At 48.0% G+C, this 24199-nt stretch carries 19 protein-coding genes; 15 read left to right on the top strand and 4 right to left on the bottom strand.

Annotated features, from left to right (window positions below; translation table 11 throughout):
- Positions 1-370 precede the first annotated feature (370 nt).
- The 8 genes from BGO59_RS10165 to BGO59_RS10130 all read left to right on the top strand — a co-directional run bounded on the left by BGO59_RS10165 (position 371) and on the right by BGO59_RS10130 (position 6758).
- Complete coding sequence (locus BGO59_RS10165) at positions 371-1618, top strand: LuxR C-terminal-related transcriptional regulator (protein ID WP_293683512.1); 1248 nt, start codon at positions 371-373, stop codon at positions 1616-1618.
- A gap of 195 nt (positions 1619-1813) precedes the next feature.
- Complete coding sequence (locus BGO59_RS10160; protein WP_293683511.1) at positions 1814-2020, top strand: hypothetical protein; 207 nt, start codon at positions 1814-1816, stop codon at positions 2018-2020.
- 67 nt (positions 2021-2087) lie between these two features.
- Positions 2088-2540 (top strand): hypothetical protein, encoded by a 453-nt coding sequence (locus BGO59_RS10155; RefSeq protein WP_293683510.1) that lies wholly within the window; start codon positions 2088-2090, stop codon positions 2538-2540.
- 13 nt (positions 2541-2553) lie between these two features.
- Complete coding sequence (locus BGO59_RS10150; protein WP_293683509.1) at positions 2554-3000, top strand: hypothetical protein; 447 nt, start codon at positions 2554-2556, stop codon at positions 2998-3000.
- Positions 3001-3082: 82 nt separating this feature from the next.
- Positions 3083-3520, top strand: a complete 438-nt coding sequence (locus BGO59_RS10145) for a hypothetical protein (protein WP_293683508.1) — start codon at positions 3083-3085, stop codon at positions 3518-3520.
- Positions 3521-3655: 135 nt separating this feature from the next.
- Positions 3656-5182, top strand: coding sequence for an FAD-binding oxidoreductase (locus BGO59_RS10140; protein WP_293683507.1), 1527 nt, complete (start codon positions 3656-3658; stop codon positions 5180-5182).
- Between the two features lie 56 nt (positions 5183-5238).
- Complete coding sequence (locus tag BGO59_RS10135) at positions 5239-6417, top strand: lipase (protein WP_293683506.1); 1179 nt, start codon at positions 5239-5241, stop codon at positions 6415-6417.
- 191 nt (positions 6418-6608) lie between these two features.
- On the top strand, positions 6609-6758 hold the full coding sequence (locus tag BGO59_RS10130) for a hypothetical protein (RefSeq protein ID WP_293683505.1): 150 nt from the start codon (positions 6609-6611) through the stop codon (positions 6756-6758).
- Positions 6759-6875: 117 nt separating this feature from the next.
- Here BGO59_RS10130 and BGO59_RS10125 read toward each other — a convergent pair whose 3' ends face one another.
- Both BGO59_RS10125 and BGO59_RS10120 read right to left on the bottom strand, forming a co-directional pair.
- Positions 6876-10481 (bottom strand): T9SS type A sorting domain-containing protein, encoded by a 3606-nt coding sequence (locus BGO59_RS10125; protein ID WP_293683504.1) that lies wholly within the window; start codon positions 10479-10481, stop codon positions 6876-6878.
- 165 nt (positions 10482-10646) lie between these two features.
- Positions 10647-11951, bottom strand: coding sequence for a hypothetical protein (locus BGO59_RS10120; RefSeq protein ID WP_293683503.1), 1305 nt, complete (start codon positions 11949-11951; stop codon positions 10647-10649).
- Positions 11952-12138: 187 nt separating this feature from the next.
- Between BGO59_RS10120 and BGO59_RS10115 the strand changes: the two genes are divergently transcribed.
- Positions 12139-12924, top strand: a complete 786-nt coding sequence (locus BGO59_RS10115; protein WP_293683502.1) for a hypothetical protein — start codon at positions 12139-12141, stop codon at positions 12922-12924.
- A 137-nt stretch (positions 12925-13061) separates the two neighbouring features.
- Here BGO59_RS10115 and BGO59_RS10110 read toward each other — a convergent pair whose 3' ends face one another.
- Entirely contained in the window at positions 13062-14378 is a 1317-nt protein-coding gene (locus BGO59_RS10110; protein WP_293683501.1) for an aminotransferase class V-fold PLP-dependent enzyme, read from the bottom strand.
- Between the two features lie 91 nt (positions 14379-14469).
- Here BGO59_RS10110 and BGO59_RS10105 point away from each other — a divergent pair, with 91 nt between their 5' ends.
- The 3 genes from BGO59_RS10105 (at position 14470) to BGO59_RS10095 (ending at position 16643) form a co-directional block, all read left to right on the top strand.
- Positions 14470-15327: a sigma-70 family RNA polymerase sigma factor gene (locus BGO59_RS10105; protein ID WP_293683500.1), complete on the top strand. Its 858-nt coding sequence runs from the start codon at positions 14470-14472 to the stop codon at positions 15325-15327.
- A gap of 66 nt (positions 15328-15393) precedes the next feature.
- Positions 15394-15825 carry a hypothetical protein gene (locus BGO59_RS10100; RefSeq protein ID WP_293683499.1) on the top strand — a complete coding sequence of 144 codons (432 nt, stop codon included), beginning with the start codon at positions 15394-15396 and terminating at the stop codon, positions 15823-15825.
- A gap of 8 nt (positions 15826-15833) precedes the next feature.
- Positions 15834-16643 carry an SDR family oxidoreductase gene (locus tag BGO59_RS10095; RefSeq protein WP_293683498.1) on the top strand — a complete coding sequence of 270 codons (810 nt, stop codon included), beginning with the start codon at positions 15834-15836 and terminating at the stop codon, positions 16641-16643.
- A 134-nt stretch (positions 16644-16777) separates the two neighbouring features.
- Here the strand turns inward: BGO59_RS10095 and bla are convergent, their stop codons facing one another.
- Positions 16778-17818 (bottom strand): class A beta-lactamase, encoded by a 1041-nt coding sequence (gene bla, locus BGO59_RS10090; RefSeq protein ID WP_293683497.1) that lies wholly within the window; start codon positions 17816-17818, stop codon positions 16778-16780.
- Between the two features lie 62 nt (positions 17819-17880).
- Here bla and lepB point away from each other — a divergent pair, with 62 nt between their 5' ends.
- The 3 genes from lepB (at position 17881) to BGO59_RS10075 (ending at position 24120) form a co-directional block, all read left to right on the top strand.
- On the top strand, positions 17881-19050 hold the full coding sequence (gene lepB, locus BGO59_RS10085) for a signal peptidase I (protein ID WP_293683496.1): 1170 nt from the start codon (positions 17881-17883) through the stop codon (positions 19048-19050).
- Positions 19051-19404: 354 nt separating this feature from the next.
- The gene (locus BGO59_RS10080; RefSeq protein ID WP_293683495.1) at positions 19405-22050 is read left to right on the top strand and encodes a TonB-dependent receptor; all 2646 of its coding nucleotides are present in this window, start codon (positions 19405-19407) and stop codon (positions 22048-22050) included.
- Positions 22051-22248: 198 nt separating this feature from the next.
- Complete coding sequence (locus BGO59_RS10075; protein ID WP_293683494.1) at positions 22249-24120, top strand: ATP-binding protein; 1872 nt, start codon at positions 22249-22251, stop codon at positions 24118-24120.
- Positions 24121-24199: the final 79 nt, after the last annotated feature.

Here is a 24199-nt window from a genome sequence, read left to right as displayed (position 1 = left end):
ATCCTACCCATACGACGACCACCTTACTAACTAGTCAGTAAACGACTGAAAATTAAGAAGAAAGACTTCAATAGAACCGTCTCTGCCACTCTCTATCACATTAAATTAGTACAATAAAAAATCCAAAAAGAACAATTTAAGCAATGAATCAAAATGTTACTATAAACAAAAAATACACACTTAAATATATTACATTACGACCCAAAATAAACATAAATATTAGTAAATACATGTTTTGTATTAGTATAATTAAACAGAATGATACCTAATCCCCTAATCCACCAAATAATAAAGAAAGGGTATGACATTGAAAATGCTTTCTAGTTTTGCTTATATGAGATTCTTTTCTGATCTGATAACTAGCGTGTATATGACTAAATCCTTTACTACTCACGTTATTTTTCTAGGCTGTATACTGTTGCTATCGACAGTTGGATATAGTCAAAAAAGCTCGTATCAACAGTTGGAGCAAAAGGTATATTTGTTGAATAATGAGCTTAAATACAACGAATCGCAGGCGTTACTGCTACCTATTTTACAGGACGACAAATTCAGCGCCGATGAGAAATACCAGGCCTCTATCCTGCTTTCGTATACCTATAAACGTGTTTACGATTACCAGTCGGCACTAAAATTTCTGAAAACGGCTCAGACATTCGCTGAGCAGACGCCAAATAAGGCCCTGTACACAGCTAATATCCAGTCGGAAGAAGCGTTTATTCTCTTCGATACCCACGACTATCAAAAGGCAGACCGGTTGATGGCGTCCCTGGAAAAGTCGGGATTCAAGCATATAAATCAGGAAAATAAATCGAAGCTGATCATGCAGCAGGGCTATCTGCTGTTTGTCAAAAAACAGTATGAACAGGCCGAAGCTACTTACGACAGAGCCATCGTATGGATGCAGGCGTCGGCCCCATGCCACCTACCGATGATCTATGTTAAGAAAATGCAGTTGTACAATGCCATGAATCGCCCTGATTTATTGGCCGGTGCACTCAAAAAATCGACTTTTTATGCCGACTCCTGCAAAATCATCAAATATCATCTGTACGCGTATGAAGAACTTCGGGAAATTTACAAGGCTAAAAATGATCTGCCCCACCTCGTTCAGACACAGAAAAAACTAGACAGTCTGAATGTTATTTTTGCCCGGGAGCAAAATATTTCCTCGTTGCATAATCAGAAGGAATCCATTGTATCTGATTACATTAATCAGAAGCTTCAAAACGAAAAAAACAGCAAAGGCTACCTGGCCATTCTTTTGGCCGCACTAGCGCTTATTGCTCTGGCTTTGTTGAGCTGGCTGGTTGCCTCCCGCCGAAAACAACGTCGTCTGGAAGGCGAGTTTCTCCGCATGAAACTGGAGTTGGAAACCTACCTCGCCCGGAACAGAACGGCCGTACTGAACCGTAATTCGCTGGAACGCGGGGATCTTAACGTACTCTCCGAACGTCAGCAGGAGGTATTGGAATACATGGCTATGGGAATGCCTAACAAAGCCATAGCTGATAAATTATGTATTTCTGAAAACACGGTAAAGTACCATATAAAGAATATTTATCTGCTATTAGACATCAAAGACCGTAAAGAATTTCTGGTCACCGTTAAGAAATAGGCTTTTTAACCCTAAAAACAGACTACCCATTCGGGTAGTCTGTTTTTTTTTGCCCAAAAACTACCCGTTGGAGTAGCATTTGGGCAAAAATAGCCCAATACTTTTGGCTAGTCGATCAGCCCACCAATTGCCTGGCTTTGCAGGCTGACTAATCTGACAATCCCGAAAATCAGTTTGGTAATCCGTCTATGGTTAATGAATATCAATAACGCAATGGAGACCCGTGAGTATGAAAATGGGCTGATGTCGCCTGTGTTAAGCCCTCTGGAATTCCAGCAGTTGCTCGGTCGCTACAAACGAGCGGTCTATACGAAATGGGTTTATTCCTCATTTGAGCCTGACACAGGCAACATTGGGCAAACTAAGGCCATCCCGAATCAATCACTAAATCCCCTAAACTGATTCCGTACCCACCTAACTTTCAATGTCCTCAACGGCTCGACTTTTCACTCTCAATCCATATACTTTTATGAAGCACACGTACTATTATATTACCTCGCTGGTAGCATTGGCAGGTTTATCCTGCTCAAAGTCAAATTCAGATCCCACTCCTACACCAACGCCTGTTGAAGAAAACCTGACAGCCCCGGTTGCCGGCATATACAAATTGACCAAAGTCAGCAATCGATCTGGTTCCGCTGCGGTTACTGGTGTTGGCTCGCTTACAATCATTGCCGTCGATAATACGACTGCCAAGATTACGCAGACCCGTAGCTTTACGAACACAGCGACCAAATTTGAATCAACCATAGTCAGTGTTCAGGACGAAGCAAACAAGATAGCCAAGGATGGCACCAACTATATCATTAAAACGACGACTGGGCTTCAGTGGGCCACAATCAGTGGCACTAAAATCAGCACGACTGAAAAAATAGGCTCCCCTTCCGAAATTACACTTGATACTGAATACACGAAACAATAAACTTCTCTTTTCAATGAAACGTCTCACTATGCTGGCAACAGTTCTGATTGGCTTTTCGCTGATTGGGTGTTCCGACTCCGACGAGGATCCAAAGCCAGCCGGACCACACTGGGCCAGTAACATTGCTGGTACCTATAGCATCAACAAAATTCTGAGTAACAACAAGGAAGGTGAAGTAACCGGAACCGGATCGGTTCTGATTAAGGCCATCAACGATACAACTGTTTCGATTCAGTATCGTACGGACCTGAAATTTGTAGCATCGGGTACGACTAAAAATCTGGATCAGGATATAGACAAAGGGAATGTCAGTTTGTTGGATGATGTTTACCGGCTCAGCTACCCGCAACCGTACACCAGTAATATGTACTTTTTCGGAAGTGTACTATTAGGGAACCGACTGATAATCAGTCGAACTATCGACAGTAAAGATATTACCATCGAATACATCAGAAAATAATAGCCCCTGTTGATGGTAAGAATACCTGGCTGGCAGTTTACCCCTAACCAGCCAGGTCATTAACTCGCTCACGTTTACTACTATGAACACGAAATCACCCCTACTGTTTCTGGTGGCGGCAATGTCTGTGCTAGCCTGCTCAAAGTCGAACTCAAGCCCTGAGCCTGATCTTACCAGCCAGATTGCAGGTACCTACACCCTGGCCAAACTAACCCAAAAAGAAGGAGGAGCTATTTTAACGGCGACTGGCTCTGCCACCATAACGGCCGTTGATCAGTCAACAGCCAAAATTCGGCAGTTCATGACTATAAAGAATGTGTCGTCGTTGTTAAGCATCATTGATTATACGTATACGTACAAGGTTGCGCAAACTGGTAACAGCCTCACGATTCAACAAGAATACGACATCAATAAAACCATATCGGTTGGCGACATAACCGGGTCCAAATTAACGACTACGGACCTCGTAGTACCTGGTGCAACACCCCTTGTTTCGATGATAGCTGAGTACTCGAAATAGCATTCGTTACCCGTACTCACCGTTTCTTTTCAAGCGCTATCCTGCACACTATAACGTGACGTATAAGCCTGTACGTTGGTAGTAAGGCCAGAGGATAGCTCTATACCTCCATAGAAACTCAACTTATCGTCTTCAATGGAACCGACAAGCCATACTGTTTCAGGCGCGCCCAGGCCAGTGGTTGCCAAACCTTCCCGTCGGGATTTTTTACGGGCTGGTGCCAGAGTCTCCCTTGGCCTTGGCGTTGGGCTGTCGTCACTGGACTGGCTCACCAGTTGCACCAAGCTCGCTGATCACCGGATTGCCCCTTGGGATGAACTGGCGTCAAAACTACAGGGAGCTTTGGTACGCCCGGGAGCAGCCTCTTTTTCCGAACTCTCAACGCCCTGGGCGCTTCAGTATGCCTCAACCATCCCCCAGGCCATTGCGCAATGCCGAACCGAAGCGGATGTACAGACATGTATCCAATGGGCAAAGGCTAATTCGATGCCCATCGTAGCCCGCAGTGGCGGGCATTCGTACGGTGGCTACTCGTTGACCACCGGATTGATGATCAATGTATCGGCGCTAAACACATTCACCTACGAACCTACCACTGGGCTGGCAACCGTTGGCAGTGGCGCTCGCAATCGAACCATTTTTACACAATGCAAGCCACTGGACAGGGCCATTCCACACGGTCGTTGCTATGAAGTGGGCGTCGCCGGGTTAGTACTGGGCGGTGGCATTGGTTTCGACATGCGCCTGCATGGGCTTACCTGCGATGCCCTGCGCGAAACCCGGATCGTACTGGCCGATGGCCGCATGCTGACCTGTAATGAAAAAGAGAATGCCGATCTGTTCTGGGCCTGCCGGGGGGCCGGTGGCGGTAACTTCGGTATTCATACCTCCTTTACGTTTGACACCTTCCCGGTAGGTACCATCACCACGTTCAATCTTGTCTGGACGGATCGCCTTGCTGATACCTTTGCGGCCATTCAAACTATGACGCTATCGGCGCCTGATACGTTGGGAATCAAAGTCAGCATAACAGCACAGAAACAGGCGGGGGCATCGGTATTATCGCTCTCGATACTAGGGCATTTTGTTGGTTCAGAGGCTGACCTCCGTTCGCTGATCGCACCCATCCTGACGGTTCAGAAACCGGCCGAACAAACGATCCAGATAGCCCCTTACTGGGATGGGCAACAGCTGATAACAGAAGAGGGCAGACCGGAGTACTCCCATGAACGATCGCGTTTTGTGAAAGGGCAACTTTCCGATGAGGCTGTCCGGCAGATCATCTTGAACTTAAAAAACTGGCCTGGTACCAGCAAGGCGGCCACCTGGAAGTACTTTCTACTCGGTGGACAGATCGATGCCCGATCACCAACCGATATGGCTTTCGTTCATCGCGGCTACTCAATGCTATCCAGTATCGAACTGGAATGGACGCCGGCCGACGATGCTGCCCTGCTGGCTAAAAATGAACAATGGCTGACGGGCTTTCATAATCAGATGGAAGCCTACACATCATCCTATTGCTACCAGAATTTCATCGACCCTAGTCAGGAAGGTTATCTACAGGCATATTACGGCACCAATCTGCCCAGGCTTCAGGCGATCAAACGAAAATACGATCCCGAAAACCTATTCAACTATCCCCAGTCGATTCCGGTGTAAATCCGATACATCAGCCAACCGACGACCACGTATTTATTTACAAGTTGTTTCAACTCATGAAAAAACACATCCAATTCATAGCCATTACCCTACTGGGTATAGCCGCGTTCTCTGCCTGCAAAACTGCCACCGACGATACCCCTGTAACGCCGTCACCACTCACGAAGGGGAACGCGCCAACCAATGCCCATAAGGTGATTGCCGCGTTAAGTATGATTGCCAACGTCAATTACAATCTGGTAACTACTTCCGAAGCAGCCCTGCAAAAGAATACCCTCAAAATCGACGATGCCCTCAAAAACAATGCAGCCTTGCGCGCGTATGTAGGCACCGACTGGCGCGTGGTCTGGGGTCCCGTCATTTCGAACAGCCCGAAAAAGTCGAATACCAGTGTAGTCGATAGCTTCGTCACCGACAACACCATGTATGTGGCGCGGGGAACGAGTATAGCAACCGGCAAACCGATGTACGTAGTCGGTGTTGCGGGTACGAATATCGTTTCTGACAAAGGCTGGCGCTCGGAAGATTTCAATGTATTTAAACTGGCCGACTGGGGCATGCCCAGCAGTGGCAAAATCAGCGACGGCAGCCAACTGGGGTTGAGCATTCTGATGGGTATGAAAGACCCTTCGACAGGAAAAACACTGCTACAGTTTCTGGGCACCCAAAGCGACATCACCTCTACTGAAATAGCCTTTACCGGCCACAGTCTTGGGGGAGCCCTGTCACCCCTTATGGCTCTCAAATGCATTGAATGGAAAGAACAGATGGGCTACACAAACCTGAAAGTAAGCGCCTACCCAATAGCTGGACCTACACCCGGTGACGCGCAGTTTGCCACCTATGCTGCCCAGAAGTTTGGTGAAAATTACTTCTCGGTGATCAATAACTACGATATTGTTCCCTGTAGCTGGCAGAAGGACATGTTTGCAACCATACCAACGATCTATGCCAGTGCGCCACCGTTTAATCCGGGTGGCAAAAGTGGATTTGAGCTTCCGGCATCCGACAAACTGGCTTTCAATGCGCTGAAACCTGTCATTGACCTGAAGACCTACAAACGGATCGCTCCCGACCGGGAATACGTGTTCAATGGCACTCCAAACACCTACCCCGACAATTCGGGCTCATTTTTCAAAGAAGCTGGTTATCAGCACACCAAGGCCTATTTCAAGGATGCGTTTCAATTCCCTCAGTCCGTTACCGATGCCATCACACTGCTGATTGCCAACTAACGCTGATGATACGAGCTCGTTACTGATTTCTCTTTCAGCAAAAGCCTGTACGATTGGTTATCGTCTAAATTCAGTATTCATAGGTGTGCCGTAAGTCCGCAACGGGAAACCCTGTTGTAGACTTACGGCACACCTATGAATACTGAATCCATTTTTCTTCACCTACAGAAGTCGGTCACTTACGATTCATCATGGACGAACTCAACCATAGCCGAATCGCTATTCATCTGGTTCTGCACCTGATCGCCATTCGAATAAAAGACGACATTACCTACAGCATTAGTCGGCTGTCGCTCCAATTTACGATTGCCTGGATTAGCCGGCACTACGTCATCGCCTGATTTTACTCGTACCGATCAACAAAAAAGCCCGTATCTGTGATGCCAGAAACACTGGTTATACAGATACGGGAGATACAGGCATCAACGTCGGGTATCCGACGAATCGGTAGCTATGGGTTAGAGCTTGATAATCTTATAAAACTCGCCATCGTTCGTTCGGAGAATGTACATTCCGGATACCCATAGACTCGTCGAAATCACATTCTTTCCTTTCTGAAGCTGAACGGCGCTGGTCGATCGGCCACCGCTATCGTATACCGTTACCTGTGTATCGACATTGCTTTGAATGGTTAATTGGCTGTCCACCGGATTTGGGTATACAAACAGGGCTCGGTCTTTCGAATAATCGACGGGCATAATCTCGCTGTACGACATGTCGCCAGTATTGCCCAGTTGCATGATGCGGTAATACACGATGCCCTGCCCTGAGCTGTCGATCAGTTTCGGTAGATTCTGATGATAAAATTCGTAGGTGTTGCGTCCACGGCCTTTGCTGGTAACGACACCGGCCTGCTCGAAATGTTCCCGATCATACGAATAATCGATAAAGTACTGGGCCACTCCTTTCTCTAGGACTTCCCACTGGATAACGGGTTTTCCTGTACGCATATAAGCGTCCGTTTTAATCCATTCGTTGATTTGCTGCCCATTATAAGATGTCAGGAAATACGCCCCAAAGCCTTCGGTATAAAAGCTAACTTCCCAGCGTCCGGCGAGTGCATTCCAGGTGACCTCCGACCGTTTGGGAAAGATCTCCCGGACGTTGCCCTGGTAGGAGTTCAGCAATCCACTGTTATCGGCACTCCGCCCCAATTTCTGCCAGATCATGAGGTTACGGATACCGGAGGAATCACCCGCCTGACTGGGAAGCTTATACGACGGGTTGGTTCGGTTATAGGCATCGAACTCCTGCTGGGTAAAGTAAAGGGTAACCCTGGCGCTGGCCGTAGTCGTATTCCTGCTCGGGATTAGCTGGTAATGCCGTTTCACATACTGCGTTCCCTGTACGGGATCAATCCATACGGAAGTCGTCAGGGAGTCGCCCACTGCCGTGGTCGTGAAATCACTTTCAACCTTAGCAATCAGATTATCGCAGTCAGCCTCGTAATGATTCGACAGCCCGTATGGCTGCACTTCGGTCTTACTCATGTTCCGGCTGGCTATTCCGCTATGTGCAAGGGGAATCATGGAAACATACACCTTACGGGTTACGGTATGCCCCATTGCATCGGTGATCCGCACCCGGTGATACCCTTCCGATAGGCCGGTGGTCATGGCCGTCGTGTCGCCCGTCGAAGGCCAGTAATAGGAATACGGTGGATAGCCACCCTGAACCCGCACGGAGGCAATTCCCGAATTAGGCGCACTGCAACTAACCCCCACGTGCTGGTCGGAAACCTGCATCTGCCCATTATATACACTGACCTCGTCATAATCGTTGAAGTTGGTAATCAGTTGCATACACAGATCCGTATAGAGGTAGTCCGAATTGTCGGTGTAAATAATGTTGACCTGGTTGTTGGGATGAAGGAGCCCGTCTCTCATCATATCGCTTACGGCAGGATACAAACTGCGATTCGCCTGGTCGACTTTCGAGATACTGCTCTCCCCCAGACCACTTATCATCCAGCCCAGTATCGTCACCAAATTTCTGGGGTCTTCGGGCGTTGCAAACGCTTTAAAGACTGTATATCCCATTTTAGCTATTTCAACCCCACATTTGGTCACGTACCAGATGTGATGCCACAGACCGGGCTTGGGCGATAGCAGACAATTCCGCAACGGCCTCAAATCGCATAAAAGCTTATTGCCTAACAGGCTAACCTGCCAGTCCATACGTTTATATGAGCCGGTATAGGCCGAGTTGGCGAAGAAATTCCGCTGATTGGCGATCAGGTGATCGATGCGGCTGTTGGTAGGGTCGATGTTTCGATACTGGCTACTGTTGCTGGTTTCAAAGACATCGCGAATCAGTCCTAACCGGGTAGCCACCAGTTCATCGGAGGCTGTCAGGATTATTTTACCCCGAAAGGCACGAATAGGCTTATTGACTAGATCAGCAAAGGTTTTCTCATTATCTGGCTGATACAGTTTACCCTTGAACGGGCTGATGGTTTTTGTCAGATCGTCGATAATCGATGTAAACGTATACAGGGCAGGATTCAGATTCTTGACGTTGATCACTACGAATTCCTGTGGATGAGTTGCCAGAAAGTCGGCAGCCGATTGCAGGATCGTACTTAAACCTTCGCCCAGGCAGGCTGAAGCCGTCGGATCGGCCGGACTTACGGCATTATGCAGCAGGTTCCCATCATCAAAAAACTTGTACGGGCCAATGTCAATTTTTGTGTATCGGGAATTGGAAATATCGAGCCCGAAATAGCGGTATCCCATAGCAAGCTGCTTCGCGACATCGGTCGACTGTGTCACAAATCCGCATTCATTACACTGGCCAAAATTGGGCAGGCTAAGCTCCTGGTAATAATTGGGTCCGTAACTCACCTGAGTGGCGTCGTTCATACCGGCATTATTACTGCCGGGCAACACCATGTTTTTGAGTGTATGCTCATCTTTGAACAAGGCCCCCATCCAGCTCTCATAGGGATAGTCGAGCGCCTTGGCCATCATGATGTTATAATACGTATCGAATATACCCGTACCGTTAGCCGTCGGCCAGATCATGTAGGTGATGAGGCTATTCAGCGAAATCAGGGAGGGAGTCAGGTTAGCAACCGCCGTGTTAGTAGGTAAGGAAAATTGTTTGAAACTGTTTTTGTTCTTCAAATTAATGACTCCCTGCCACACTCGTGTATCATCTCTGGCACCTCGCCATAGAATATGCACATCGTTATCGTTTGTATTCTCCTTTCGGAAAAGTAACGGCCCGTCGATATGCGAACTGTGATCTGTATACGTATGCCTATCGTTTATATCAAATGTTTCTTTATCGATAAAACCGGAATTAAGCTGATTCCCACTGTCGGTACCGGTCCAGGCAATCAGAAATTGCCGATCAAGCGCATCACAGATTCCTACCGTTCCTACACAGCTTTCGTTCAGCGTCTTATCAAGAACAACCATCTCATCTCTCCAGTGAATGGTAATGGGGTTAAACGTTGTTTTCCCAAAGCCAAAGAACCGGATGCGATTATTGTCTTTATTCTGCCCCACAAAAATCACAGCATCGTAAACTGGGTGATAGATGGCCGTGATATTAACCAGATTTACAGGCGATCCGACAATAATGCCACGGCGGGCTATCTTCACCGTTCCTTCCCGCCCAATCGCCAGGTAATGGATTTTGTTCTCCTTCTGGTCATTGTAGTAGATGTAGAGTGAATCATGGTACACCAGCATGGTGGGCGAATAATTGGTGTAGGCAAATCCGCCCAACGTATCCTCAAATCCATGGTAGACATTGGCATCGATGGCTTTATCGTTTTCAATCAGTTCCTTCTGGTGCGTGCTACCCAGACAGGCCACATTCAGGCTTCCCAGTACTCCGGTCCAGGACACGTAGATATAGTCTTTGAACTTAATGGATACTACCTTACTGGTGGCATTACAGCTCTCTTCATAATCGATTTTACCACGAAATTCACCGCGTAGCATTTGCGTAGAGCTGCCAAAATGGAAAAGTGACGGATCATTTTCTTCCGTTAACTGTCCATACGAATGAGCCAGCCCCATTAGCACGAACAGGACTGTTATAAGGTATTTCATCGAATTTGTTCGTTTTGGCGATATGGGATATTGATTCACCGTGAAGCAGCCATTGCTACTTCACGGTGTATCTGGAAAATGGGGCCGTAAATCAGACCTGGCTCGTAGGGCTAAAAACGGGTGGCCGTATCGTTGAGCCAGCCTGAGTAACACGAACCAATGCCCTTAGAAGCTCATTCCGACGATGCGCATATCACTGGACTCATAAACACCCGCCGGAAAAATGGTCGACTTATAGAAATCGCCAATCCCTACACCATGAGCTTCCTTGATGGCCCACCAGGCCGAGCTACTGCAGATAAACCGATCAGGAGCTTTCCATTTTGCATACAACATTTCCGGTGCATAGCAATATTTGCGGTCCATGACACTGGTGATCTTCTGATAGGTTTTCGAATTATCCAGATCCGTCTGCGAACGTTCCCACGACACGGGGAATTTATACCGATACGTTACCTTGATGGGTTGCATCAAATAAGTAACCCCATGCTTACTGGTCCAGTCTTTTCCAAGTTTTTCATTGTGCATATTCTCCTCATTGTTTGTACCAATCGAGAGCACATAGTCCGCATTGACGGTGGCTGGAATTTCAGAAGCATCCTTACTAACAATCGCTACGTGACCAACATCTAAAATACTCCCCCCCCCTGCATTCAAGGCTAACGGCGACCCGGTCATAAATCCACCTGGCAACGATACCAGCACGCGTCCTTTCCGCAACCCGCTCCGCATCTTATCGACGAATTTCTGAGGTGTGTTGTTGAAGCATAGCGGATTGAATGTCACCACGCTATATCCCAGAATACGGGAGTCGGCCAAAAACTTCAGAAAAGTCTGTTCGGTTGTTGACTGACTTTCGAGTCCCAGTTTTGGCGGGGGACCAGCACCCAGTGTATTCTGAATGTCTGCGGAAACGGTTTCGTAGGGGTTACTGCTTTTGATTCGTGCAGCTTCAGCATTAAAGTCGAAGTTGTCAGAAAAGGCCGATGTCTTTACCGTTTTATCAACGGCTGCGTTAACCAGTTCAATGTGATCATCGGCCTGCTCGTTGGCCGCTATTTTGAACTTGCTATCCAGGAAACTGGCTTCCAGCTTAACGTAATCCTTCAAAAACGTATGACGGGTGGTTTCGTCCAGGTCGAAAAATGAGACTGGTTTGTCTTTTTCGTCATACAACTCCATCGAAGCCAGTTCTGCCACAAAATCATTATAGAGCGAATCGGTATACTTTTCAGCACTGTTTTTAGCCAGTTCCGCCTTTAAAACGGCTGGGTGATCGGCATACCATTCGGCCATAACGGCAATGTCTTTGTAGAACTCAACCGCATCCTGGTCCAGCGACGCCAGATTCACATCGGTTGCTTTAACGGTTATAGGATCTTCAGTTGGATTCAAATCGGAAGCTGGTTTGGAACAGGAGCCGACCAGCGCCAGGAAGATTAAAACGAGAGTAAATCGGGTGTACTTCATAGTTAAGCAGAATAGTAATGTTTGAATCAAAACTATCGGCTCCATCAGGGGCGAATGCTACCCTAACGGATAGTTCTTGCCCAGATGGGTCAAAACTACCCGTTAGGGTAGGCCATTACCCCGCCAAATCGCACGATTAACGCTGGTTTATCGAGTTGAAACGCTTTGTTTTGCCATCGATTACGTGATGTCTGTGCTCAACAAAGCCTTAATGAAGTCGTTTGTGTATTATCTGATTGTGGCCGGATTAACCCTTGCCACGCTTTTTTGCTTCCATTGCCTCACCACACATCATCAGTCCAGCGAATGGCTAGCCGAAAAACTTACGTTTTGCGGGATCTCCGCTTTTATGAACGTGTTTGTGCTGACTTACCACGTCAGCCATCCACCCCACCCTAAATTTTTTCTATCGACACAACGACGTACTGTTCTTTACATTCATATTGGGTCGGGCTGTCTGGAATTGGGTAGTTGTCTGTTGGCTTATCTGACGGGCCATGCAGACTGGGCCTTACTCGCTGCGGGTGTTGCCCTGGCAGGACACATACCCACGTCGTATTATCAAACCCCACTTGTATCGGGCTCAAAAGCGATTATGATAGCTAGCTATGTGTTTGTCACGACGCTCCATTTGTTCTGCGCCTTTCATCTGCTGATTAATCCCCAGTCGATGTACTGGCTATTCAATCTGTTTCTGGTGCTGAACACCTACGTCTGGGTACGGGTATTTTATTTTCTATTTGGCCGGATCGGGCTTTTCACCGATTCATTATATACCAACTCGGTACTCTTCGCGGTGCTGCTGGTTCTGCCAACTGTTTTAGGGTTAGTCGGCAATGGTTTATTCGTCGGCTATCTTACTACTACAGTAGGTTTCTATTACCTGCTCATGCGACCAAATAGCCAGAAGCGTTCTCAGTTGATGATTGAAAATGCCCGCCCATTGCTGGTTAGTAAGGTATTAAATGAGTAGAATTAAGCGGCTGATTACAGACACAAAGAGAAATCCCGTAACGAGTCAGGTTACGGGATTTCTCTTTGTGCCTGTTTAAGCTTTCGAAAATGAGATTAAAACGAGTGATTTTGCCGTTCCGACCATAGGAAGGAATCTCAACTTTTCTTTTGTTTTCCGGCCAGCGCCTGTTTTTCCGATATAGCCGTGATGGCGGTGACGAGTCGGTCGAGGTCTTTAGGCGTATGATACACGTGAGGAGTTACCCGCACGCCTTTGATGTTTTCCCACTCGATGGCCGTTGTATGGATTTTATATTTGTTCAGGAGTTGGCCGTCAATCTCCCCGGGTTTCATGCCATCGATCGAAAACAGCGCTACTGCCCCAGCAAATTCTGGCTTCAGCGACGTATGAATTTTCACACCCGGCAAATCCTTCACCCGTTCCATCCAGTAATTTTTCAGGTAGTGCGCGCGGGCAAACTTCCGGGCTGTACCAATGCTATTATGAAAGTCGATGGCTGTACCGATGGCCATTTCAGAAGCAAACGAACGTGTACCCAGACTCTCAAACTTGCGAATATCTGGTCCATCGGGTTCATTGTTGGACAGCAGTGCCCAGATGTTGCGAATCTTGTTTTGCTTAATGTACAGCATGCCACTGCCAAATGGCGCACATAGCCACTTATGCAGGCTGGTTGCATAATAATCGGCACCCAGATCAGGGATTTTAAAATCGAACAGGGCAAACGAGTGGGCGCCATCGGCAATCACCTCGATACCGCGCTTATGGGCTTCGTCGGCAATTTTCCGTACCGGCATCACCTGCCCGATCCAGTTGATCATGTGCGTCACATGAACCACTTTGGTGCGGGGTGTAAAGGCCCGGATATACTGCTCAGCCAGCGCATCCTCGTTCTCGCTCGGCAAATTCAGGTCCAGAAAAACCAGTTTGATACCATCCCGTTTTTCGCGCTGCTTCCAGGCGTTGAGCATATTCGGGTAATCCTGTTTGGTCAACACGACCTCGTCGCCGGGTTTCAGGTTTAAGCCGAAAATGACCGTATTCAGGCCTTCCGTTGCATTTCGATTGATGGCGATTTCTTCGGGCGAGCACCCACCCAGATCGGCCAGTTTTTCCCGCAGCGACTCGCGGCCCTGATCCAGAATCCGCCACATATAATACGACGGCGCTTCGTTGCAGTACTGATAAAACCGGATATGTGCGTCCTGCACAACCTTTGGCTGTGGGCAAACCCCTCCATTGTTCAGATTCAGCAGATTAGGCGACACCGTGTATTCCGATTTTACCCAGGCCCAGAAATCTTCATCTTTGGCCCACTCCGAAGCCAATTTGAGCCCGGCATCGGCCGTTGACATCGGACTGGCGAAGGTTTCCGGAAGAAACGATGGAAGAGTAAGGGCGCCGGTAGCTGCGGCTGCAGACTGGCGAAAGAACGCTCTGCGGGTCGACATAGTAGCTTATGTATATGAGGATGAGTGCTATATCGGTAAATCTACAGGTTTTTCAGTTATTCTATCAAAAAGAAACTGATTAGTTTTGCCTATGCCAACGACTGACGCAGTTAACACCTATCGCCCTTTGCTTCTTTCCATTGCGTACCGGATGACGGGTGAAGTTATGACCAGTGAAGATATCGTTCAGGATACATTGACGAACTGGCTCAGCCGGTCACCAGACTCCGTTCAGGATCCGAAAGCGTATCTGGCCAAAAGCGTTATGAATGCTTCACTCAACCACCTGAGTGCCGTAAAACGCCAGCGGGAGGCTTACAAAGGCACCTGGCTACCCGAACCTATCAGTTGGCCCCACCCCGTACTGGATGCCAAACTGGATATTTCCTATGGTTTCTTATTGCTCCTGGAAAAACTGTCGCCCCTCGAACGCGCCATTTTCCTGTTAAAAGAAAGTTTCGAGCTGGACTATACCGAACTGGCCGATCAGTTCGACATAACAGAAGCGAACTGCCGCCAGCTTTATCATCGGGCCAAAGAAAAAATAGCCAGTTCAACCCGTCGGTTTACAATTGACCCACACCATCAGCAAACCTTGCTCGACGCTTTTTCGCAGGCCAGCACAACAGGCGACATCGATAGTTTCATGCAGTTGCTAAAAACGGACGTTGTGCTGTATTCCGATGGGGGTGGTAAAGTACGTACAGCTATCAATCCGTTGTTTGGGCGTATGGTTGTTGAACGGTATCTGCGATCGATGGTCGAAAAGCGAGGGGCTGAACTAACCGTCAGAACGGCCCTGATCAATGGGTCAATTGCGTTTTTATTCTCCGATCAGGACACACAACTAGTAACAACGGTTATGGTACTGGACATCGACGAACAGGGCATTGGTCACATTTTCTCGCTCCGAAATCCTGACAAATTAGCTCACCTCCAGAAAAATTAATCAAAGCCTGTCACAGAATGGACGGTTGGTTTGTCTTGCGCGAAACATATCTCAGGTTTCACGCATATGGTACAAAAACATCCCCGCTGGGTGCAGGCAATCCTGCTTTATTTTACATTGGCCAACAGCCTACCCGGCATTTGGGCGTTCTTCATGCCCGTCGATTTTTACAGTCATTTTCCAGGTTTCGGACATAGCTGGGTTGCTGTCGATGGTCCCTACAATGAGCATCTGATTCGCGATGTTGGGGCTTTCTTCCTGGCATTTACCGGCCTTAGTTCGTTGGCCCTTTTCGCTCCGCATACCGTAACTGCCAGAGCCGTGGCCATTAGCCTGCTCTTATTTAATATACCTCATTTGTGGTATCATGTTCAGCATTTGCACATGCTGTCCGTAGCCGATCAGATTGGTAATGTAGTGACCCTGTCGCTGAGTGTACTTCTGCTAATCCCGCTTCTGTTCTATAAGCCTCATCTTGTTCAACCCCAACACGCCTGACTCTGAAAATGACTAAAATCTTAATTCTTGGTGGTACGGGAGTACTCGGTTCGGCGATGTCCAACTGGCTACATAACAAACAGGCGGATTATCGAATTGGCAGTCGTAACCCGATCAAAACCAAATCCTATAGTACTGTTAATCAGTCCAGCACTGATAACTGGAGCCATGTCGACCTTGTTTCAGGTGAAGGGTTAACGGAAGCAATGGCGGGTGTCGATACCGTCTTACATCTGGCCAGTGGAAATGGAAAAATTGGTAGGGATTCGTTCGAATCCGTTCTCACGCGCAACATCCTGAAGGCTATCCCCAAGTCAGACGTAAAGCATCTGATTTATTGCTCGATCGTCGGTATCGATAAAATTCCGTACGCCTATTACCAGGCCAAGCTCGACTCGGAAGCGTTGATCCGTAACAGCCAAGTGCCTTACACGATTCTGAGAGCTACGCAGTTTCACAACCTGATCGATTTTTTTATCAGTAAGCTCATGCAATTTCCCATTGGCTTTTTGCCCGGAAAGCTACTGGCTCAACCCATTCATGTCGACGCGGTAGCCGATAAGCTCTACCAATTGATCCTGGCCGGAAATCAGAACACCATCCTGAATCTGGGAGGTCCGCAGGTACTCGATTTTCAAACACTTGCTAAATCTTGGATGAGGTACCGACACATATCGAAACCGGTGCTTCCGGTACCAATATTGGGCTCGCTCATGAGTGGTTTAGCAAAAGGGTATAACACGTGCCCGGAAATGGCTACCGATTCAAAAACATGGGATGACTATTTGCAGAACATGTACGGCATGCCTTCATCCTGATAGCCTGTAATGTTGCGGTTCGGCTGGCCTATTGAGAAGCGATTTGTATCCATCAACTTCTCAGTAGGCTAAATCAGTCACAACAACACCTATGCGGGTGTTGAGCTAGCCGATGTGCTAAAGAAGGAACTCAATCAATGCCAATAATCCCAGGCGACTTTGGCAATCCGGGCGATGACGGCTTCACGTGTTTTCGCGTCAGCTTTGGCATCGGAAACCAGCACCGCAATGGCGATGTGACGCCCGTTAGGCAGCTTAAGGATACCTACGTCGTTGGTAGCGGCTGTAACACCATCAATCGTCCAGGAGGTGCCGGTTTTATGGGCCACCGGAGTACCTGCCGGGAGTAATCCTTTCAGTCGTTGGAGGCCCGTTTGTGTATCGATTAATAGATGGAGTAGCCATGCATGGCTTGTTATGGATAAGCCTTTACCCGCCTGAACGGCCTTTAATAAAGCGACTAACTGGTCCGGTTTAGCCCAGTTACGATACTGAACGGCATTGTCACTACCAATTTCTCTCTCCGTGTTTAAAACCATCACACCTGTCACGCCCAGCGTCTGCAAGTAGTTCATCACAACGTCTGGTCCACCCACAACCCGCAACAGCACATCACTGGCCGATCCATCACTTTCTGAAACAGCATATCGAAGAAGTTCGGCCAGCGTTATATCGGCTCCCTGAGGGAATTTATCCCGTATGGGGCTATGTTGCCGTTCGGATATATAATCGCTCTGGGATACATGAACCAGTTGTGTCAATGCTAGCTTCCCCTGATCAACCTGATGCAGGACAGCCATACCGATCGGCAGTTTGTAAACGCTCTGCATCGGGTACTGCTCATTTTCATGAACTCCGACCGACTCCCCCGTTTCCAGTAACGTAGCGGCAACCCCTACCCTCCCCTGAGCTTCCTGCGCAATCTGTTCGATTTCGGTACGGAATTGCTCGATGGACTTTGTGGTCCGCTTTGCCGTCTGCGCATACGTAGACAAAGCCACCGATACCGCCAAAACAAGAAGATGAATTCTGAAAATGAGCTGATGCACCGTAATTGCGTTTGGGAAATCCATCGGAAAATTAACGATATCTCTCCACTTCACGACGATCAACCTATCATAGAGCCATCCATGTAAAATAGAGGCTGCCCCATACGCTTTGCCGGTATCTTTCATCAGCAGTTAAATTATTCCATTACCGACACCTGCAAATCACACGCTTAATTTACATACTCTTTATGTTTGGCAAGAAAACCGAGGCCGCTGGTAAAGCCCCAAAACCTAAAAAGTCGCCCCTACGGGAATGGCTCGACTCGATTCTGTTTGCGGTCATTGCCGCCACACTCATTCGCTTCCTAACCTTTGAAGCCTTCGCCATTCCGACCCCGTCTATGGAAAGCGACCTGATGGTAGGCGACTATCTGTTCGTCAGTAAGCTTCACTATGGCGTACGGACTCCCAAAACGCCGTTACAGGTTCCGCTTACCCATCAGAAAATCTGGGGCACTGAAATCCCGTCGTTCAGTAAAGCGATTCAGTTACCCATCTATCGCTTGCCAGGCTTCACAACCGTTAAAAATGGGGATGTAGTCGTTTTCAATTACCCACCCCCTAAAACGGGCGAGACAGACTACCCTACCGACCTGAAAACTGACTTTATCAAACGCTGCATTGGCATTCCGGGCGATGTTATCGAAATTCGGCAGGAGCAGGTCTATATAAACGGGAAGGTGATGCCTACCCCCGAACGAGCGCAAACCACTTATTTCGTTAAAACAACCGAAGAACTTGACGAGCGCTTTTTCCGCAAATACGACATCGTTAATGATTTTAAATCACCGGAGGGACCTTTCATCAACTGGCAACCCCTTGCCGTTTACAACGATACCACGAAAACGTATAAACTGGTCGGTTACCGGGTCAACACCACCAAAAACATGATTGCCAAATTCAGGGAATTCGACTGGGTAAACGGTATTGAACCAATGACGGAACCTGCTGGCCAGGTAGGGCCCGGTATTTACGGAAGCTCAGCCTATGCCTGGAATCAGGATAATTTTGGACCACTCACAATCCCTAAAGAGGGCATGACCATTCCCATTACGAAACAGACCATTGCGGTATATGGCCCTGTCATCGTACGGTATGAAGGCAACGAAAATGTAGAGGTAACTGACGCCAGCATTCGAATAAACGGCAAGCCAATTACGTCGTACACCTTCAAACAAGGCTACTATTTCATGATGGGCGACAACCGACACAACTCAGAAGATTCACGTTATTGGGGCTTTGTTCCAGCCGACCATATTATCGGTAAGGCCGTCTTTGTCTGGATGTCCGTCGATCCGGTCCCGGCCGACGTATGGCACAAAATCCGCTGGAATCGCCTGTTTCGATTGATCGATTAAGGTGACCTTCGATGGGAATGGATTTCTCCTTCACGGAGAGCAATCAGCCTATTTTACCTACTCGTTATATATACTTATAAATTAAAAATGCCAGGACCCTCTTAAGCGATTCTGGCATTTTTTATTCAAAAACCACAACAATCGACTGATTAACAATAACTTACCAATCAACTTATCAGTACATTATACGTTATTCTCTTTTACGGCTTAAAATCGAGGTATTTATTCCTGTAGTTCAAAAAAACCGATCCACCACCCAAAATCGGGCATTCGGCAACATTCATTTTCTGGCGATGAACCTCCGTAGCAATTTCGCCCCAACGAAAAAGCACCTCACTACAGCGGAGTACTACCATGAAAAAAATACTTCTTTTATTATTTATAAGCAGTACAGCTTTTGCTCAATTCGGCCCTGGGGGCGGTGGCCCCGGTGGTGGCCGATTTGGCGGGCCAGGCGGTCAGGATGGATTTGGCCAGAAAAAAGAAAAGACGTTCATACCCGGCACCGATACCGATACACAGCCTAAAGGAAACGGCAAAATATCCGGTATCCTGATGGATTCAACCACTAGCAAACCCGTCGAGTACGCTACCATTGCCCTGATCAATACCCAGACTAACAAACCAATCGACGGTACCACAGCCGATGACAAAGGGCGGTTTACCCTATCGAAACTGGCTCCGGGCACCTACAAACTCCAATACTCTTTCATCGGCTACAAAAACCGTCTGTCGGCTCCGATTACGATTGCCAAAGGTTCTGAGATCAATGTAGGCGTTATCAATCTTCCTCCAGATGTTCGCACACTGGCCGAAGCAACCGTAACGGGTCAGGCGTCGATGATCGAAGAAAGGGTGGACCGTCTGGTGTACAATGCCGAAAAAGATGTGACAACCAAAGGTGGAGACGCTTCTGATGTGATGCGTAAAGTCCCCATGCTCACGGTTGATCTCGACGGAAACCTGACCCTTCGGGGCAGTAGCAACATTCAGGTACTGATCAACAACAAACCCAGTACCATTGTTGCTTCCAGCGTCGCCGATGCTTTGAAGCAGATTCCGGCGGATATGATTAAGAGCGTTGAAGTTATTACCAGCCCTTCGGCTAAGTATGATGCCGAAGGCTCGGGGGGTATTATTAACATCGTGACTAAGAAAACAACGTTGCAGGGTCTGACACTTGATGTAAATAGCGGAGTAGGTAACCGGGGCTCGAACCTCGGCCTGAACGCCAACTACCGCACGGGCAAAATGGGCTTTTCGCTCAGCGGCTTCGGACGGGCCGAGTACAACGTAAAAGGGGATTTTGAAAATACCCAGACAACCAAAACGGCGAATGGCAACCAGGTTACGATTCAGAATGCCAGCACCCTTACACAGCGGCTATTCGGCAACTATCAGTTTGGCTGGGATTATGACATTGACAAAAATACGTCGCTGACAGCCAGCGTACGCTATGGCGCCCGCAATGGAACCTCAACGCAAAATGGTCTGCTGACAACCACCTACTTGCCGGGTGTCAGCAACCCGGTTCTGAATTTACGGGACGTTTCAACAAAAGATATCAATGGTAATCTGGACGCCAACGTTACCTATACCAAAACGTATAAACCTCAGCAGGAACTGAGCATTCTGGGACTCTATAGCCAGAACAACCGTCAGAACGATTTCACGGCTGATCTGCTTAGTGCAACCGATATGCATACCATTCTGTCGCGGCAGCGGAACGACAACCCCAGTCAGAATAAGGAATCGACCTTACAGATTGATTACCAGACCCCGTTGAGCCAGAAAACACTGCTCGAATTTGGCGGTAAAGGCATCCTTCGTCAGGTCAACAGCGATTATACCTATTTTCTGGCTCAGGGTGCCACGGGCGATTACGTAGTCGACAATACCCGCCAAAATAATTCACTGAACTACCAACAGCAGATTCTGGGCGCCTATGCTTCGATTACGGCAGCGCTTCCTAAAAAATTCACGCTGAAAGCCGGAGCGCGGTATGAATATACCCTGCTGGATGCCCGGTTTGGATCCGAACAAACCGGCACGCCTATCTCTCTGTCGAACTACGGCAATTTGGTACCTAGTGTTAATATTTCGAAAAGTCTGAAAGGAAACAAAACCCTGAAACTGGCCTACAACCGCCGGATTCAGCGTCCCGGCATCCAGTTCCTGAATCCAAACGTCAACTCGTCGAACCCAACCAACATTAGCCAGGGCAACCCGTATTTATCGCCTGAGCTGACCGACAACGTGGAATTGAGCTTATCGATGCCGCTGAAAGCTGTCTATCTGACCACTTCGCTCTTTGCCCGCCGGACCAACAACGAAATCACCAGCGTTCGCGACACGGCTACGGTACTGGTAAACAATGTGGCCCAAACAGCCATTCGGACCAACTACCAGAACGTCGGCTACGAAGATACCTATGGCATGAACGTGTTTGGAAACATTAACCTCTCTTCGAAACTCCAGCTCAATGGCGGCTTCGATCTGATGCATGTTAACCTGACCAACAACAACGCCAATCCAATTTACGCAGCCTCAAATTCTGGCTGGGTACTGGGCGGACGACTCTTTGGCACGTATACCATTGGCAACGGATGGGGCCTTCAGGGTGGTGGCGGTATGATGGGCCGCCGGATTCAGCTACAGGGCTACCAAGGGTCATTTGCCTTTTATAATATCGGTTTCCGGAAAGAAATTGCTCAGAAAAAGGGAAGCATTGGTCTGGTTGCCGAAAACTTCCTCAACCACCCTTTCACCGTTCGTTCGGAATCAAGCTCGTCAATTCTGAGTCAATCGAGTGTCAATAGCTTCTACAACGCTGGGGTTCGGTTAACCTTTAGCTACAAAATTGGCAAGATGAAATTCGTCGATAGCAAACGGAAAAAGTCGATTGAAAACGATGATGTAAAAGGCGAAGGCGGTGGTGGTAATGATGGGCAGCAACAGGCAGCCCCTGCTGGCGGTGGTGGCGGTCGCCCTCGTTCATAGCTAACATTGGAAAACTTTAGTGTCTAAATAGATTTGGCCTCATCGAATTGGGGCCAAATCTATTTATGGCCCTACAGGCACTTATTCGTGGCGTGGTTCAGCACTACAAGGCATGTAATTAGCTAGTTGCTATTATTTGTAAAGGTTTTTTTTATCTTTCGCTGATCAATTTCAATTTACTGTCGTCTGGAAGTCGTTATGCGAGTCAGGTATTTTATCGGCTACTTCCTGCTAATCTTAGCGATCTTCTCTCAGGCAACACCCCAAGGAGTAGCGCAAGCTATTCAGAGAGATAGCCTCGCTACCTCCTCCGCTTCCATTGCCCAGATCAAATGGTTGCGAAAAAACCTCCAACAAAACAATCGACTACTGAATCGTTTTACTGCCGACTCGCTGCTTCGAGCTGCCCGTCGGCTCAATGATCGCGCAAGCCAACTTGTGGCCCTTTGCCAGTTAGCCACTAGTCAACGTCAGGAAGATAGTCAATCACAAACGGCTAATATACGCCAGGCCGAAGCACTATCTTTGGCAGCCCAATTAATCGACGTTCGAGAGGTTGGCTGGGCACTTTCAACGGTGGGAAATTTGATGAAGCAGGATACGAATGCTCGTTTATTACCCGTCGTTCGTGCCTTAAGCACAAGCATGAATCAGGCCGCTGTCAGGATGAAAGAAAATCCACAAAGAGGGCGGTTCTTCCAGCCGTCTACCGAGGAACTAGCCAAAGTGCCTTTCCCGACAGCACGCCCTACCCTACCCTCCCATCGATTTAATACCGAAAAATTTACTCAGGTTACACCACCTTCTTCGATTCACTTTACGGAGGGCTGGCTCGATAGTTTAGTCAGGCTAGGTCGTCAACCCTCTCCCGAACTCACGAAACTGACCGAAAAAAAGAAGATTCGGGATTCGAGCCATCAACTGAGTCAAACGTTTGCCCAACGGGGTGATTATGCAAAGGCTTATAACTATTATGTACAGTATACTGCCTACAAAGATAGTCTGGCGGCTGAAGTAACGGCCCGTCAACTGGCCGCCATTAAATTCCGCCAAACCAGTCAAAAGAAAGAAGCACAGATCAAACTGCTGGTAGCCGAACGCAAACTTCGTGAACAGGATGCCCGGCAACAACGTCAGCTACTGTTTCTCCTGGTTGGTCTGGCTTTCCTGCTATTCGCCTTTTCGATTACGCTGGTCCGATCAAATCGGCAACGTATGCGAACAAATCAGCAGTTACATGACCAGAAAGAAGCCCTTCAGCATACCCTCAGTGAGCTAAAAACAACTCAAAATCAGCTTATTCAGTCAGAGAAAATGGCCGCACTCGGCGAACTGACCGCTGGCATCGCTCATGAAATTCAGAACCCGTTAAACTTCGTTAATAACTTTTCGGAAGTCTCCGCCGAGTTAGTCGATGAACTTGTAGAGGTTCAGCACGAAACCGGCCCAGTCGATGAGTTACAGGCAGAGTTACTAGCTGACCTGAAACAGAACCTCCAAAAAATCACCCAACATGGTGGGCGGGCTTCAGCAATAGTAAAAGGCATGCTCGAGCACAGCCGAAAAGTTACGGGCGAGAAAGAGCCGACGGACCTCAACAGCCTGGCAGAAGAACAACTCCGACTGACCTATCATACGATACAACGTAACGATCCCACTTTCGAAGCCAATCTCATTACTGAACTTGATACGACCCTGGGGCTAACGAATGTAGTTCAACAGGAAATTAGCCGGGTTTTAATGAATCTGTACACCAATGCTTTTTATGCCCTTCAACAGAAACTTGCCTTAAACCCAACCGGTTTTACACCAGAGCTACGCGTCCATTCAGAACGCAGGGGAACGTATATCCTGATCTCGATCTGGGACAATGGCACGGGCATCCCTGAGGCAGTCCGGGAAAAAATATATCAGCCGTTTTTCACAACCAAACCCAACGGAGTTGGCACTGGGCTGGGCTTATCGCTCAGCTACGATATTATCACGAAAGGATACGGCGGCACATTAACTCTCTCTACCGAATACGGGCAATTCACCGAGTTTACGATTACTCTGCCTGCGTCCGATTAACAGTCTTACAAAACGTATATAATTATCAACTTATTTACTAAACCATATACGTCTTATAACATATCTTTGGCAATCGTAC

Origin of the sequence: Spirosoma sp. 48-14, from assembly GCF_001898575.1 — a bacterium.
Classification (GTDB): Bacteria; Bacteroidota; Bacteroidia; order Cytophagales; family Spirosomataceae; genus Spirosoma.
The sequence above is the reverse complement of the archived record's forward strand: the minus strand, read 5'-3'. Positions and strand labels throughout refer to the sequence as shown.

Coding starts and splice junctions, on each gene's coding strand:
- BGO59_RS10165 (WP_293683512.1), top strand. CDS start 371: ATGACTAAATCCTTTACTACTCACGTTATTTTTCTAGGCTGTATACTG.
- BGO59_RS10160 (WP_293683511.1), top strand. CDS start 1,814: ATGAATATCAATAACGCAATGGAGACCCGTGAGTATGAAAATGGGCTG.
- BGO59_RS10155 (WP_293683510.1), top strand. CDS start 2,088: ATGAAGCACACGTACTATTATATTACCTCGCTGGTAGCATTGGCAGGT.
- BGO59_RS10150 (WP_293683509.1), top strand. CDS start 2,554: ATGAAACGTCTCACTATGCTGGCAACAGTTCTGATTGGCTTTTCGCTG.
- BGO59_RS10145 (WP_293683508.1), top strand. CDS start 3,083: ATGAACACGAAATCACCCCTACTGTTTCTGGTGGCGGCAATGTCTGTG.
- BGO59_RS10140 (WP_293683507.1), top strand. CDS start 3,656: ATGGAACCGACAAGCCATACTGTTTCAGGCGCGCCCAGGCCAGTGGTT.
- BGO59_RS10135 (WP_293683506.1), top strand. CDS start 5,239: ATGAAAAAACACATCCAATTCATAGCCATTACCCTACTGGGTATAGCC.
- BGO59_RS10130 (WP_293683505.1), top strand. CDS start 6,609: ATGGACGAACTCAACCATAGCCGAATCGCTATTCATCTGGTTCTGCAC.
- BGO59_RS10125 (WP_293683504.1), bottom strand. CDS start 10,481: ATGAAATACCTTATAACAGTCCTGTTCGTGCTAATGGGGCTGGCTCAT.
- BGO59_RS10120 (WP_293683503.1), bottom strand. CDS start 11,951: ATGAAGTACACCCGATTTACTCTCGTTTTAATCTTCCTGGCGCTGGTC.
- BGO59_RS10115 (WP_293683502.1), top strand. CDS start 12,139: ATGTCTGTGCTCAACAAAGCCTTAATGAAGTCGTTTGTGTATTATCTG.
- BGO59_RS10110 (WP_293683501.1), bottom strand. CDS start 14,378: ATGTCGACCCGCAGAGCGTTCTTTCGCCAGTCTGCAGCCGCAGCTACC.
- BGO59_RS10105 (WP_293683500.1), top strand. CDS start 14,470: ATGCCAACGACTGACGCAGTTAACACCTATCGCCCTTTGCTTCTTTCC.
- BGO59_RS10100 (WP_293683499.1), top strand. CDS start 15,394: ATGGTACAAAAACATCCCCGCTGGGTGCAGGCAATCCTGCTTTATTTT.
- BGO59_RS10095 (WP_293683498.1), top strand. CDS start 15,834: ATGACTAAAATCTTAATTCTTGGTGGTACGGGAGTACTCGGTTCGGCG.
- bla (WP_293683497.1), bottom strand. CDS start 17,818: ATGAAAGATACCGGCAAAGCGTATGGGGCAGCCTCTATTTTACATGGA.
- lepB (WP_293683496.1), top strand. CDS start 17,881: ATGTTTGGCAAGAAAACCGAGGCCGCTGGTAAAGCCCCAAAACCTAAA.
- BGO59_RS10080 (WP_293683495.1), top strand. CDS start 19,405: ATGAAAAAAATACTTCTTTTATTATTTATAAGCAGTACAGCTTTTGCT.
- BGO59_RS10075 (WP_293683494.1), top strand. CDS start 22,249: ATGCGAGTCAGGTATTTTATCGGCTACTTCCTGCTAATCTTAGCGATC.